The 14622-nt window shown below is 54.1% G+C and carries 9 protein-coding genes; 5 read left to right on the forward strand and 4 right to left on the reverse strand.

The annotated features are described in order from the left end of the window. Nucleotides 1-1232: 1232 nt before the first annotated feature. Together CIK87_RS02700 and CIK87_RS02705 are read right to left on the reverse strand one after the other, a co-directional pair. Entirely contained in the window at nt 1233-1460 is a 228-nt protein-coding gene (locus tag CIK87_RS02700; RefSeq protein ID WP_094385241.1) for a hypothetical protein, read from the reverse strand. Between the two features lie 684 nt (nt 1461-2144). Continuing rightward, the gene (locus CIK87_RS02705; protein WP_022310559.1) at nt 2145-2417 is read right to left on the reverse strand and encodes an HU family DNA-binding protein; all 273 of its coding nucleotides are present in this window, start codon (nt 2415-2417) and stop codon (nt 2145-2147) included. 228 nt (nt 2418-2645) lie between these two features. On the opposite strand from CIK87_RS02705, the gene CIK87_RS02710 reads away from it, so the two are divergent. The 5 genes from CIK87_RS02710 (at nt 2646) to ettA (ending at nt 11133) form a co-directional block, all read left to right on the forward strand. Next, nucleotides 2646-3560: a rhomboid family intramembrane serine protease gene (locus CIK87_RS02710; RefSeq protein ID WP_094385366.1), complete on the forward strand. Its 915-nt coding sequence runs from the start codon at nt 2646-2648 to the stop codon at nt 3558-3560. Between the two features lie 2 nt (nt 3561-3562). After that, complete coding sequence (locus CIK87_RS02715) at nt 3563-4663, forward strand: endonuclease/exonuclease/phosphatase family protein (RefSeq protein WP_094385243.1); 1101 nt, start codon at nt 3563-3565, stop codon at nt 4661-4663. 201 nt (nt 4664-4864) lie between these two features. Continuing rightward, a complete protein-coding gene (gene secDF / locus CIK87_RS02720; RefSeq protein ID WP_094385245.1) occupies nt 4865-7864 on the forward strand; it encodes a protein translocase subunit SecDF in 3000 nt (999 codons plus the stop codon). Between the two features lie 456 nt (nt 7865-8320). Then, nucleotides 8321-9403 (forward strand): trypsin-like peptidase domain-containing protein, encoded by a 1083-nt coding sequence (locus CIK87_RS02725; RefSeq protein ID WP_094385248.1) that lies wholly within the window; start codon nt 8321-8323, stop codon nt 9401-9403. Between the two features lie 32 nt (nt 9404-9435). Continuing rightward, a complete protein-coding gene (gene ettA / locus CIK87_RS02730) occupies nt 9436-11133 on the forward strand; it encodes an energy-dependent translational throttle protein EttA (protein ID WP_094385250.1) in 1698 nt (565 codons plus the stop codon). A gap of 360 nt (nt 11134-11493) precedes the next feature. Here the strand turns inward: ettA and CIK87_RS02735 are convergent, their stop codons facing one another. After that, nucleotides 11494-12993, reverse strand: a complete 1500-nt coding sequence (locus CIK87_RS02735) for an ADP-ribosylglycohydrolase family protein (protein WP_094385252.1) — start codon at nt 12991-12993, stop codon at nt 11494-11496. Between the two features lie 107 nt (nt 12994-13100). Further along, nucleotides 13101-14603, reverse strand: a complete 1503-nt coding sequence (locus tag CIK87_RS02740; protein ID WP_094385254.1) for an ADP-ribosylglycohydrolase family protein — start codon at nt 14601-14603, stop codon at nt 13101-13103. Nucleotides 14604-14622: the final 19 nt, after the last annotated feature.

A 14622-nucleotide genomic window follows, 5' to 3' on the forward strand; every position in this document is an offset into this window, starting at 1 on the left:
TGGTCACGACATGGCGGAACATGCTGATTTACATAGTTATAGTTGATTCCCTCTTCGTTGACAATACTTTCCTGCGGTGGATGCACAATGATAAAAATCTACAAAAAGATTAGTGGCTGTTGTCGTCATGCCGTGCATGGCGTTGGGGGTTATGGCTAAAACGGTGTAGGACAATAATGACAGATTGAGTATAACGCCTTCGGCTAAGCGCAACTCTTACAGAGTAGCTAAGTAGGGTGGTGTTCATACCCAGGGTAGAGGTGCTTCGCCCCTCAACCCTGGGCTGTGTAATCGCAACTCCTTCAGAGTTGCTGCTGCTTGTGGGCCATAATTCATCGTTGATGATGCGCCCCCAAGGGTTATACATAATTGGTTTGTTGTCGATGATGTGCGCCCCTACAACCATGTATGTTTATCCCATTGTGGACGGTGCGCACCCCTGGCAATTCCTCCAGAGTTGCTGCTGCTTGCGGGCCATAATTCATCGTTGATGATGCGCCCTCAAGGGTTATGCATAATTAAGTCCGCTGTCGATGGTGTGCGCCCCTACAACCATGTATGCCTATACCATCGTTGATGATGCGCCCCCAAGGGTTATACATAATTGGTTTGTTGTCGATGATGTGCGCCCCTACAACCATGTATGTTTATCCCATTGTGGACGGTGCGCACCCCTGGCAACTCTGAGGGCACTGAAAAAGTCCCCTTTTTTTATGACCAAAACGGAAAATGCTTACGATTTGTAACTTCTCTTTCTGCAAATCGCCTAAAATAAGGCTAAAATAGACAGATAATAAAGGGTAAAACAGCTATTTTTCCGTCATCAACTTTCAATTTGATAGTGGGTTTTAGTTTTTCAGTGCCCTCAACTCTGAAGGAGTTGCGTTTTCCCAGCCCAGGGTTGCGGGCGAAGCTCGCTACCCTGGGTAAGCGACCTACTAATCTTGCAACTCTGACGGAGTTGCGCTTAGCCGTAGGCGTTACTTGTAATGTATATGTCAATATTCCTTGAATATACTATCGCAAGAATATACAAAAAGATTTGTGGCTTTTCCGGGCTATGCCCTATGCGTCCGTGTGTGTCGGTAAATATCTTGAGAGCATGCTCTCGGATATTTCCCGACACCTCCATCTGCGCCTGCCTGATGGCAGGCTGAATAGCCGCAAATACAAAAAGTCCGCCGTTGGCGGTAAAAAAAAGTCCGGCTACGCCGGTACAAAAAAGGATTACCTTATTTTCTATCGGCAGTCATCATATAGGTGAAATACACAAACTGCTGTTTTTTTACCGCCAACGGCGGCCTTTTTTTACGGCCACCGGCCGCTTTTTGAACCATGGTGGCTGTTGTCGTCATGCCGTGCATGGCGTTGGGGGTGACGGCGACGAGAAGGAGGAAAACTTGTTTTCCGACTGGCGTCACCGCCAACCCCCAAAAGGCGAAGCCGACAACAGTCGCCATGGCTTTTTGTGTTTATATCAACCTCTAATTGAGGCAGTTATTAATTGATTAACCCCGCAATTGAAACCTTGTTTCCTGCCGTGGTAACGCCTTCGGCTAATCGCAACTCTTACAGAGTAGCTAAGTAGGGTGGGTTTCTTACCCAGGGTAGAGGTGCTTCGCCCCTCAACCCTGGGCTATGTAATCGCAACTCCTTCAGAGTTGCTGCTGCTTGTGGGCCATAATTCATCGTTGATGATGCGCCTCCCATGGCTATGCATGTTTAGTCCGTTGGCGATGATGTGCGCCTTTACCGCCATGTATGTTTATCCCATCGTGGATGAAGTGCTCCCCAAAAGTTATGCATAATTAGTCCGCTGTCGATGAAGTGCGCCCCTACAACCATGTATGGCTATCCCATCGTGGACGGTACGCACCCCTGGCAACTCTGTAGGAGTTGCGTTTTCCCAGCCCAGGGTTGCGGGCGAAGCTCGCTACCCTGGGTAAGCGACACACTAATCAGGCAACTCTGTCGGAGTTGCGCTTAGCCGTAGGCGTTAATCCTTTGTCGAGGTATATACGACCTACAACTGTCCATGCACTGCTGTCCAGGCTACGGATAACCTAATGCAACGCCCTCTCCAAACAAAAAATGGCGACTCCGGATGGAGCCACCATTGATGATAAAAATCTTTTACAATATTATTACTTCACAGCGTTAGCAAGCTCTGCGCCAGCCTTGAATTTTACCACCTTCTTGGCAGCAATAGCGAGCTTCTCGCCTGTTCTGGGGTTGACACCTTCGCGAGCGGGACGCTCGGTAACAGAGTATGTGCCAAAGCCAACGAGCTGTACGTTATCACCTGCTACGAGAGCTTCCTTAACAGCCTCTACAGTAGCGTCGAGAGCCTTCTTTGCATCTGCTTTGCTCAGACCTGCAACTTCTGCGATCTTTGCAACCAATTCAGTCTTGTTCATAATGTGGATATTAAATGGTTAAAAATTATAAGAAATAATCGTTTTTACGTGACAAATATAGAGTAAAGTTTTCAATCAACAAACAAAAAAAGCAGAAAAGTGAACTTTTTCCATAAAAAAACACGTTTAAGGCCCCTTTTTGAAGCCATAACAGATATTTTTCGTAATTTTGTGACGCTAAAGAGCACTATATTCACAATTATATATAATAGAAAACGAAACAGTATGATACGCAATATTCCGCTGATTACAAAGAACTTGTTAATCATCAACCTCATAGCCTTCCTGGCTATGCTCGGGCTTAGGGGTTGGGGCATTGACCTCAACGATGTGCTGGGCCTTCACTTCTTCCTTGCAGGCAATTTCCACGTGTACCAGCTCTTTACCTATATGTTTATGCACGGAGGTTGGGAACACATCCTCTTTAATATGTTCGCCCTATGGATGTTCGGCTCAGCTGTCGAATACAGATGGGGAGCCAAACGTTTCTTGTTTTTTTACATTTTCTGTGGCGTCGGAGCTGGTCTGCTGCAGGAAATGGCGCAGCTCGGGCGCTTCTATATGATGGCTTATGACCAGATACCCCAGTTCTCGCTGAGCGACACGATGGCCTTGGCTTACAACAGCCGCGACTATCTGAACTTGCTGACCACGGTGGGTGCCTCGGGAGCCATCTATGCGGTGATGCTCGCCTTTGGCATGACGTTCCCCAACGAGCGCATATTCATCTTCCCCATTCCTTTCCCCATCAAGAGCAAGTGGTTTGTGGTAATCTGCGTTGCCATCGAGCTGATTTCATCCATCGCTTCGTCTAACGACGGCGTGGCGCATCTCGCCCACCTCGGCGGTATGCTCTTCGGCTATATCCTCATACGCTACTGGCGTCGCCGCCCCTATGTCAACCCGCGCGGATTTACCGGGCATGAGATGTTTGACAATATGCGCCGCAAGTGGAGCCGCGACAGGAGCCACTACCAGCGTCGGCCCAAGAACCAGGCGAGCCGAGAGACCGACTGGGAGTACAACGCGCGGCAGAAAGCCAACCAGGCAGAGATAGACCGCATCCTTGACAAAATCAGGAAGAGCGGCTATGAGAGTCTCACCGCCGAAGAGAAGCACCGCCTCTTCGACTTAGGCAAGTAACTATGGCGAAGACGGTAACCAAGATAATGCTGCAGATGATTGCCGGCGCCAATGTGGCAACCATCGTAGCGATGCTGGCCACGGGATATTCGGGGTATATCAACCCCGCGGTGTCGCCGTGGCTTGCCAATGCAGCGCTGGTCTTCCCCGTCTTCCTCTTTCTCAATTTCGCTTTCCTCATATTCTGGCTGTTCTTCAAGCCCCTCTACGCCATCATCCCCTTTGTGGGAATGGTGATAGGCTTCACGCCCATACGCACCTACTGCCCCTTCAACATCCCCAGCGCGGCACCCGAGGGCGCCATCAAGGTGATGTCGTACAACGTGTGGGGCTACGGCACCGACAAGAATGTGGACGGCACCAATATCGTGGTGCAGTATATCGCCGACAGCGATGCCGACATCGTGTGCCTGCAAGAGGCCAACGCCTCGGCTGAAGTGCAGGCGCAGATAGACTCGCTGCTCTACACCAAGTATGCCTATCACGACACCCTGCAGCGCAAGGACAAGGGTGGGCTGGCCATACTGAGCCGCTTCCCTATACGCCACAAGGAGATCATCGACTATCCCTCGGTGGGCAATCTCTCGGGCGCCTTCCTACTTGACATCGATGGCGACGACGTGGTGGTTATCTGCAACCACCTGGAAACGACGGGGCTCACGCTGGAAGAGCGCGAGAACTTCAAGGACATGCTCAAGGGCAATCTGGAAAGCCACACCGTCAAGACCGAATCCAAACGACTGATAGACCAGCTGGGCGAGTCGGCACGTACGCGCGCTCCGCAGGCACAGGCTGTGGCGCGCTATATCCGCAAGCACGCCTATCAGAGCATCATCTGCATGGGCGACTTCAACGACAGTCCGCTCTCCTATGCCCACCACACGATAGACAAGGAGCTCACCGACTGCTATGTGGCGTCGGGCAACGGCCCTGGCATCAGCTACCATCTCTCGGGATTTTACGTGAGGATAGACAACATCTTCTGCTCTGACGACTGGGAGCCATACGGTTGCACCGTAGACCGCAGCATCAAGGCCAGCGACCATTATCCCATCATGGGATGGCTGAAGAAAAAGGGCGGAAATAACCCCGAAAACCACTGAAAAACCAACAGCGTCAACGGGAACAAGCCTTTATCCCACCTTTTTATATAAAAAGTCGTTTATTCTCTTTAATAATGTAAAAAAAATAACTATCTTTGCAAGGTGATAGGCTGCGCTTAGGTGCAGCAAGGATGAGTGGGGCTATCGGCTAACGCCGTGGAGACCAGAAGAACAAGATTACAATTTAAAAATCAAATAAAAATGCAAAACAAAGGAATCGTAATTTTTACGGCCGTCATGCTGACACTTGCCAGCATTTTCTACCTGTCATTCTCAGGAGCTACACGCTACTATGACGCACAGGCAGCAAAGCTCGACGACCCAATTGCCCAGCAAGATTACAAGGACTCTGTCAAGTACCTCGGCATCTACTCTTACCAGAAGTGCCTCGAGACTCAGATTGGCCTTGGTCTTGACTTGAAGGGAGGTATGAACGTAATCCTCGAGATTTCAGTACCTGACGTGGTAGACAACCTGGCTGACCACAAGACAGACGCAGCCTACACCAAGTCAATGAAGGAAGCTCGGACAGAGGAAGAGACCAGTCAGTCAGACTTCATCACTCTCTTCATCAAGGCTTATCACAAGAACGCCCCCGGTCATCATCTGGCCGAGATCTTCGCTACACAGCAGCTCCAGGGCAAAGTAAGTCCGCAGAGCAGCGACTCAGAGGTAGAGAAGGTACTGCGCAGCGAGGTGCAGTTGGCTATCGACAACTCATTCAACGTAGTGCGCAACCGTATCGATAAGTTCGGCGTAGTACAGCCCAACATCCAGAAGCTGGAAGGTCAGGCTGGCCGCATCATGGTGGAAATGCCTGGTGTGAAGGAGCCCGAGCGTATGCGCAAGCTGTTGCAGGGTAGCGCCAACCTGGAGTTCTGGGAGACTTACAACTCTGACGAGATTGTGCCCTACCTCATCCAGATAGACCAGCACCTGGCCAACAATGGCGCCGATACCACCGCTGTGAAGGAAAAGAAGGCCGCTGCCGACAACGCTGCTGCCAAGGCTGCTGCCGACAAACCCAAGTTCCAGCTCAAGGACAACGACGCCAAGAAGCCTGCCAAGCTCAACGACGAGGCACAGGTTGAGGCTCTCAAGAAGCAGCACCCCCTCACCGCCATGCTTCAGACTACTGGCAACGGCCAGCTGAGCCTTGTTGGTTTTGCCAGCGTGCGCGATACCGCAGCCATCGACAAGATTATCTACTCTGCTGCAGCCAAGCAGATACTTCCCTCAGACGTGAAACTGCTGTGGAGTGCTACTCCTACAGACATGTACGGCGAGCAGGTGAAGAACGTATTTGAGCTCCACGCCATCAAGGTGACATCTACCAGTGGTCGCGCTCCTCTCGAGGGTGACGTGGTAACCGACGCCAGCGACGAGTTCAACCACATGACCGGTGCTCCCGAGGTGAGCATGAAGATGAACCCCGAAGGCGCACGCCGTTGGGCAGCGCTCACCAAGGCCAACGTAGGCAAGGCCATTGCCATCGTGCTTGACAACGCCGTCTATTCAGCTCCCCGCGTAAACTCTGAAATCGACGGTGGCCAGTCTTCAATCTCAGGTAACTTCACCGTAGAGATGACCAAGGACTTGGCCAATACACTGAAGTCTGGTCGTATGCCCGCTCCCGCCCGCATCGTGCAGGAAGAGGTGGTAGGTCCTACACTGGGTGCCCAGTCTATCCAGCAGGGTATCATCTCATTCGTAATCGCCTTCGTGCTGCTGATTGTCTACATGGTGATGATGTACAACTTCATCCCCGGTATGATTGCCAACTGCGCGCTGGTCATCAACGTATTCTTCACCCTCGGTATCCTTACCTCGTTCCAGGCTGCGCTCACCATGAGTGGTATCGCCGGTATGGTATTGTCACTGGGTACTGCCGTCGACGCCAACGTGCTCATCTATGAGCGTATCAAGGAAGAGCTGCGCGCCGGCAAGATGATGAAGGAAGCCATCAAGGCAGGTTACAGCAACGCCTTCAGCGCTATCTTCGACTCTAACTTGACTTCATTGATTACCGGTGTCATCCTGCTGGCCTTCGGTACAGGTCCTATCCAGGGCTTCGCCACCACATGGATTATCGGTATCTTCTGCTCGTTCTTCACCGCTGTCTTCCTGACACGTCTGGTTTACGAGCGTCAGCTCAACCACGACAAGTGGACAAGCCTCAAGTTCTGGACTCCTATCTCCAAGAACCTCGTACAGGGCACCAACTTCAAGTTCATGTCTATGTACAAGCTCACCTTCATCATCGCAGGTGCAGCAGTGGTAATCTTTGGTGCCAGCCTTGGTGTACGCGGTCTCGACAAGAGCATCGACTTCACCGGTGGTCGCAACTACGTGGTACAGTTTGAGAAGTCTATCGAGCCCGAGCAGGTTCGCGAAATCCTCGACCAGGCCTTCCCTGGCTGCACCAACAGCGCCCTCTCTCTGGGTACCGACAACAAGACTATCCGTATCTCTACCAACTATAAGATAGAGTCTAACAGCCCCACCGTGGACGACGAGGCTGAGACCATGCTCTACAAGACACTGAAGGCTAACGGTCTGGTAAGCCAGACTTCTGTCAAGGACTTCAAGAACCCCGACATCCGTCAGGGTGGTTCTATCATCAGTTCTTCTAAGGTAGGTCCTTCGGTAGCCAAGGATGTTACCAATGGCGCTTTCATCAGCGTGGGTATCGCCCTTGTCGCTATCTTCCTCTACATCCTGCTCCGCTTCCGCAACCTCGCCTTCTCTGTAGGTTCTACCGTTGCGCTGGCGTTCGACGCCCTCACCGTTATCGGCCTGTTCTCTGTGCTCAAGGGGATGCTGCCCTTCTCGCTCGAGGTCGACCAGACCTTCATCGGTGCTGTGCTTACGGTTATCGGTTACTCTATCAACGATAAGGTGGTAGTATTCGACCGTATCCGTGAGAACCTGAAGCTGCACCCCAAGCAGGACTACCAGATACTGTTCAACAACTCTATCAACCAGACTCTGGCCCGTACCATCAACACCTCTGTTTCTACACTGATTGTGTTGCTGTGTATTCTGTTCCTCGGCGGTAAGAGCATCCAGCCCTTCGCCTTCGCCATGACTCTGGGTGTTGTATTCGGAACTCTGTCGTCTATCTTCATCGCATCACCTATCGCTTACCTCACACTGGGACGCAAGATTCGTGACCGCCGCATTGAAGCAGACCCTGAATAAAGCATAATCACCAATCTCTATACGAGCCGCAACACTTGCCAACAGGTGTTGCGGCTTTTTCTTTGTCCGCCGCCATGCCCCGCCCGCCTCCCGCAGGTCGCAGATGCGGCTCAGCCACCTTCCGCCGCCCCCTCGCGCACGCACGCGTATATATATAAAGGTGGAGTAGGGGACTTTTGCTGATGCCTTTAGCCCCCTCCCATGTCCTTGGCGACGCTCTGCGCTGCCTCCGTGTGCAGTCACATCGGTGGCGCGACAGCCCCTGTGGGTCCAAAAGTATGGAGAAAGATTATTTTTGCGGCAAAAACGCATTTTTTAGACCATTCATAGCCATTACATCGTTTTTTTTGACTAATTTTGAATAGGTTTAGCCGTTTCCTATGGATATCATTACCTCCACGGCGACAGCGACGGTCAAGCCATAAAGCCCAAATACGACAACAACCATACGACAATATGAAATACTACCACTATCTGATTGCGTTGATAGGCATGATGTGCCTCGTCACGGGATGCAAGAAGACGCCCCAGCAAATCTTCAGCGAGCAGAAGTCGGGCGTAGTGCTCATCTGCAATAAGTTCTACTACGAGATTACGCTCAACGACACCCATTTCTACTTCTCTGGCCTCGACGAGGATGGCGATTTCAGCAACCTCACCGCCGACCTCAGCGAGATAAGGCAGAACGCCGGCGTGCTCAACGGCACCGGGTTCTTCATCGACAACAAGGGCAGCATCCTGACCAACCGCCACGTGGTGGCGCCCGAGGTCGACAAGGCCACTGTGCGCAAGAACATGAACGCCATCATCATGGGCTATGCCCAGTATATCGAGGTGCTTCAAGACTCGATGAACCAGCGTTACCAGGCGCTCCAGGCCTACGCCCAGGACAAGGTCTACACCGACTACGACGGCAACAGCTACACCAGCATGAGCCAGGAAGAGTATTTCACCATCAACTCCGAGCTCGAGAGCCTCAAGGAGCAGTACCGGCAGGCACAGGAAATCAAGCAGCAGCTCCAGGAGAATATCCTGAACTACAACTTCGATGTCAAGCTCCACTCCCAGTTCGGCATTGCCTATGATGGCAGCAGCGTGGCTTCGTGGGACGACTTCATGAAGACGCCCTGCACCCTGAAGCGCGTCTCCCAAGACGCCAACTCCGACCTCGCTCTGCTCCAGCTCGACCGCGGCGTCACCCCCGATGGGAAGTACATTTTCACCATCGACGAGACCAACATCAAGGTGGGCGACAAGCTCGAAATCAACCAACCCCTCTACATGATAGGCTACAACCATGGTGTGACCCTTGCCCAGACCACCAGCGGCATCAGTGCCCAGTTTACCAGCGGCACCGTCACCCAGCAGCCCGATGGCAACCGCGTGATGTACAGCATCCCCGCCATGCAGGGTTCCAGCGGCTCGCCCGTTGTCGATGACCACGGCCGCGTGGTAGCCGTCAATTTCGCCGGCACCAATGGCAGCGACAACTTCAACTTCGGCATCCCCGTGCTGCGCGTGGCCACATTCCTGAAATAACAATAACCCAATACAAGTTTTTTAATACAACTATGGCAACAGTTGACGACAAGAAGATTATTTTCTCTATGGTGGGAGTATCCAAGATTATCCCACAAAACCGAAAGCAAATCCTCAAGGACATTTACCTTTCATTCTTCTATGGTGCCAAGATAGGTATCATCGGTCTGAATGGCGCCGGTAAATCTACCCTGATGAAGATTATCGCCGGACTGGAACAGCCCACACAGGGCGAGGTGGTATGGAGCCCCGGCTACAGCGTGGGCTATCTGCCACAGGACCCACCACTCAACGAGAGCAAGACCGTCAAGCAAAACGTGATGGAAGGCGTGCAGCAGGTCTATGACGCGCTCGCCGAATACGAAGAAATCAACCGCAAGTTTGGCGAAGAGGAGTACTACAGCGACGCCGACAAGATGGACAAACTCATGCAGCGCCAGGCCGAGGTCCAGGACATCATCGACGCCACCGACGCGTGGAATATGGACTCCAAGCTCGACCGCGCCATGGCTGCCCTGCGCTGTCCGGCTGGCGACCTGCCCGTCACCAACCTCTCTGGTGGTGAGCGCCGCCGCGTGGCTCTCTGCCGCCTGCTCCTTCAGAAACCCGATGTGCTGCTCCTCGACGAGCCCACCAACCACCTCGACGCCGAGAGCATCGACTGGCTCGAGCAGCATCTGCAGCAGTATGAAGGCACAGTCATCGCCGTGACCCACGACCGCTACTTCCTCGACGACGTGAGCGAGTGGATACTCGAGCTCGACCGTGGCGAGGGCATCCCATGGCACGGCAACTACTCTTCATGGCTCGACCAGAAGACCAAGCGTATGATGCAGGAAGAGAAGCAGGCCTCCAAGCGACGCAAGGCTCTCGAGCGCGAGCTCGAATGGGCACACATGGCTCCCAAGGCGCGTCAGGCCAAGGGTAAGGCCCGTCTCAACGCCTACGAGCAGATGCTGGGCGAAGAGCAGAAGGAGCGCGAGGAGAAACTCGAAATCTTCATCCCCAACGGACCCCGCCTCGGCAACAAGGTCATCGAGGCACAGCATGTCAGCAAGGCCTTTGGCGACAAGGTGCTCTTCTCCGACCTCAACTTCATGCTGCCTCCTAACGGCATCGTGGGCGTCATCGGCCCCAACGGCGCCGGTAAGACCACCCTCTTCCGTCTCATCATGGGACTGGAGCAGGTCGACAGCGGTACCTTTGAGGTGGGCGAGACCGTCAAGCTCGCCTATGTAGACCAGCAGCACAAGGACATCGACCCCAGCAAGAGCGTATACGACACCATAGCCCAGGGCAACGAGACCATCCGCATGGGAGGCCGCGATGTCAACGCCCGTGCCTATATCTCGCGCTTCAACTTCTCCGGAACCGACCAGAGCAAGCTCTGCGGAACCCTCTCCGGCGGTGAGCGCAACCGTCTGCAGCTCGCTATGGCGCTCAAGCAGGAGGGCAACGTGCTGCTCCTCGACGAGCCTACCAATGACATCGATGTCAACACCCTGCGTGCCCTCGAGGAAGGTCTCGAGAGTTTCGCCGGTTGCGCCGTGGTCATCAGCCACGACCGCTGGTTCCTCGACCGTATCTGTACCCACATCCTCGCTTTCGAGGGCAATGGCGAAGTGTTCTACTTCGAGGGCAGCTACTCCGATTACGAGATCAACAAGGCACGCCGTCTCGGCAACGAGGAAATCAAGAAGGGCCGCTATCGCAAGCTGATGGAGGACTAATCCTCCCTCCTTGCGCCGTCGCGCCCCCTACGGCGAGAGCCGCGCCATCCCCGTCGCCCCTCGCCGTATAGTCCACCATAGATTACGCCCTGAATGGGAAGAGAGCAGTCTCTGTCACTGCCTTTCCCCATTCAGGGCGTAGCTTTTGTTTGTTTGCCAGTGCTGTTTGTGGTCTATCCAGAAGAGCAGAATGGCAGCGCCTCCTTATAGTCCGCTGTTTGTAAATCGTCCGCCATCGGCGGGCGATTTATCATTCTGCACAGTTGCTCTTTTCGGCCTACTGACCAGCTGCTGTTTATGGCTGCGGGCCACAAGAGCCGCCCTGCGGCATCGGGCATTGCGACCGATGCCGCAGGCGGCCTATTTCTTCTTGTAGACCACGATGCCGTAGACGCGGCTTTTCACGTTGTCTTGCGGGTTTACGCGGCGCAGCGTGATGGTGTGGTCGCCGTCCTCGAGGTCAAAGTTGCAGTAGATTTCGTTGGCACGACTGTGCTTCGAGGCAGGCATCTTGACGGTCTTCACTACCTTGCCGTCGAGCGTCACTTCGACCAGACCCACATAGTCCTGGTCGTCGGCAGTGAGTTCGCCACGCACCACCACGCCGTTGCCGTTGAAGCGTATGGCGCCCACACGGTCGATGGGCTTGTTGCCCAGTCCGCGCTTGCCCACGGCCTGCATGCCCTCAAACGATTGCTCCAGGCGCACGGGCTTCACCCCTTGGGTCTTTATCTTCACCGTCTTGGCGGTCGTTTTGCCCCCGTTGAGGGCTATCACCTTTAGCGCATGGCGGGTCGAGAGTTCGGTGGCGCGTCGCAGCGAGATGTCGGTGTACTCGAACGGACGGTCTTCGACGAGGTCTATGCAGCGTTTCCAGTTGTCGGGGATATTGCTGTAGCCCAGCATGGTACCCAGGATGCCGCCGGCGGTCGATGGGTTGCAGTCAGAGTCCTGTCCGCAGCGGGTAGATATGTCGATAGTGCGCCCGAAGTCGCCCTTGCCGTAGAGCAGACCCATGATGACGTATGCGCTGTTTACGGTGGCGTCTATGCTGGCCTTGCCCCTGAAGTTGTCGGGGCAAGCCTTGTGGCGGCCATACGTGTTTTCTATCTCGCGCCATGTGTCGCGCCAGTCGGCGTTGGTCCTGCAGAGTTTTATCACGTCGCTCATGAACTTGTGGTAGTACGATTGTTCGGGGATGGCCTTGAGCGCCTCGGTCACGATGTAGTCTACATCGTTGGAGATGAATGCCAGCGAGAACATCGTTGCCACATACACGCCGCCATACCATCCGTCGCCGTAGCTCATGATGTGCCCTATGCTGTCGGTGTAGTAGGCGGCAGCCTGGGGCATGCCCGGCGCCATCAGTCCGGCATAGTCGGCCTCGATCTGGAAGTCTATGTCGTCGGCATGGGGATTGTTCTTCCAGTAGCCCGTAGCCGGAGGCTCCATACCCTGCAGGATGTTGTAGCGTGCGCCCTGGTTGGCAGCCCAGAGGGGATAGCCCGCATGGGCGAAGGCATGGGCAAACGCCGAGGTGGGTGCGTTGAGCCCCAGCCGTTCATAGACCTCCACAAAGGTCAGGTCCATGTAGATGTCGTCATACAGTCCGGGGAACGTGTCGAAGTAGTGGCGCACCAGGGTGTCGTTCCAGGCTATGGCCACCGAGTCGGGAATCATGCGGCCGGGATATTTGAACTCTGTGGGTCCGCCATAGGCTACGCCGATGGTCTTGCCTGCCCATCCGCCCCTGATTTTGTCTGTCAGGGCCGAGCGGCTCAGCGTCACGGTCTTGGCCCCTGCCCCCACGGCCACAGCCGTCATCAGGGCGATGAGCGCTATTCTCATTCTGTTTGTCATAATTGGTGCTATTAAGGATGTCGTCTGAAATGAAAAGACGGAATGTAACGCCCCTCTCATCAGGATAGAGCATCACACCCCGTCTTTGGGAAATATTAAGATAAAAACTACTTAGCCTTCTTCTTGAAAGTGAGATAGCTGTATACATTGCTCTCCACGTTGTCTTCGGGGTTGAGACGCTTCATGGTGAGCACGTGGTCGCCGTCCTCAAGGTCAAAGTTCCAGTAGAGGTCGTTAGAGCGTGCGTGGTTGTTGCCAGGCAGCTTGACGATAGGCATCTTCTTGCCGTCGATGGTTATCTCCACCTCGCCCACGTAGTTGGGGTCCTTGGTGCGCAGATGACCGCGGATGACGATGCCACAGCCGTTGAACTTGATGGCGCCTACCTTGTCGATGCCCTTGTTGCCGAGTCCTATCTTGCGTACAAACTCCATGCCCTCAAACGACTGCTCCAAGCGTACGGTCTTGATGGGCTGTGCCTTGATCTTCACAGCTTTGGCTGTCACCTTGCCGCCATTCTTGGCTATCACCTGGAGCGCGTGCTTCATGCCCAGCTCATACACCTTGTTCAGTGAGATGTCGGTGTAGATGAAGGGGATGTCCTCTACAGACTTGAGAGAGTTTTTCCAGTAGTCGGGGATGTTGCTGTAGCCCAGCATGGTGCCCAGGATGCCGCCTGCGGTCGAGGGGTTGCAGTCTGAGTCCTGTCCGCAGCGTGTCGACACTTCCATAGTCTTGGTATAGTCACCGCCGCCATAGAGCAGACCCATGATGACATAGGCGCAGTTGATCTTGGCGTCGATGTTGAAGGCGGCCTTGACACCGTCGGGGCAGAGATCGGTGGTTCCCCACTTCTTCTGCATCTCGTGCCAGAGGGTCTTCCAGTCCTTGCCAGCCTTGAAACCGGCGATGACGTCGGCCTGGCACTGGTAGAAGGTAGACTGCTCGGGGATAGACTTGAGGGCTTCGGTCACGATGTAGTTGACATCGTTGGAGAGAAACGCCAGCGAGTACATGGTAGCTACATAGACACCGCCGTACCAGCCGTCACCATAGCACATCATGTGGCCGATGGCGTCGCTGTAGTGTGCGGCTGCCTGGGGCATACCGGGAGCCATCAGGCCGGCATAGTCGGCCTCAATCTGGAAGTCGATGTCGTCGGCATGAGGATTGTTCTTCCAGTGGCCCGAGGCGGGAGACTCCATACCCTGCAGGATATTGTAGCGGGCGCTCTGGTTGGCGTGCCACAAGGGGTATTTGGCATTGGCGAAGGCGTGGGCAAACTCGCTGATGGGAGCGTCCAGCCCCTTCTTCTCAAATACCTCTACGAAGGTGAGGTCCATGTAGATGTCGTCATACAGACCGGGGAACGTGTCGAAGTAGTGTTTCACCCGGGTGTCGTCCCATACTATCTTGGTCTCGTCGGGGATTATCTTTCCGTTGTACTTGAACTCTGTCGGACCACCAAAGGCGCAGCCTATGGTCTGTCCTGCCCAGCCACCCTTGATTTTGTCCTGCAGGGTGGCACGGGTCATGGTTACGGTCTTTGCCGATGCTGCGACAGCGAGAAGCGACGCAAATGCGAGGGTGCAGACTTTCATTGTTTTCATGCGTTATATATTAATGTGT

Origin of the sequence: Prevotella sp. P5-64, assembly GCF_002251285.1 — a bacterium.
GTDB lineage: Bacteria > Bacteroidota > Bacteroidia > Bacteroidales > Bacteroidaceae > Prevotella.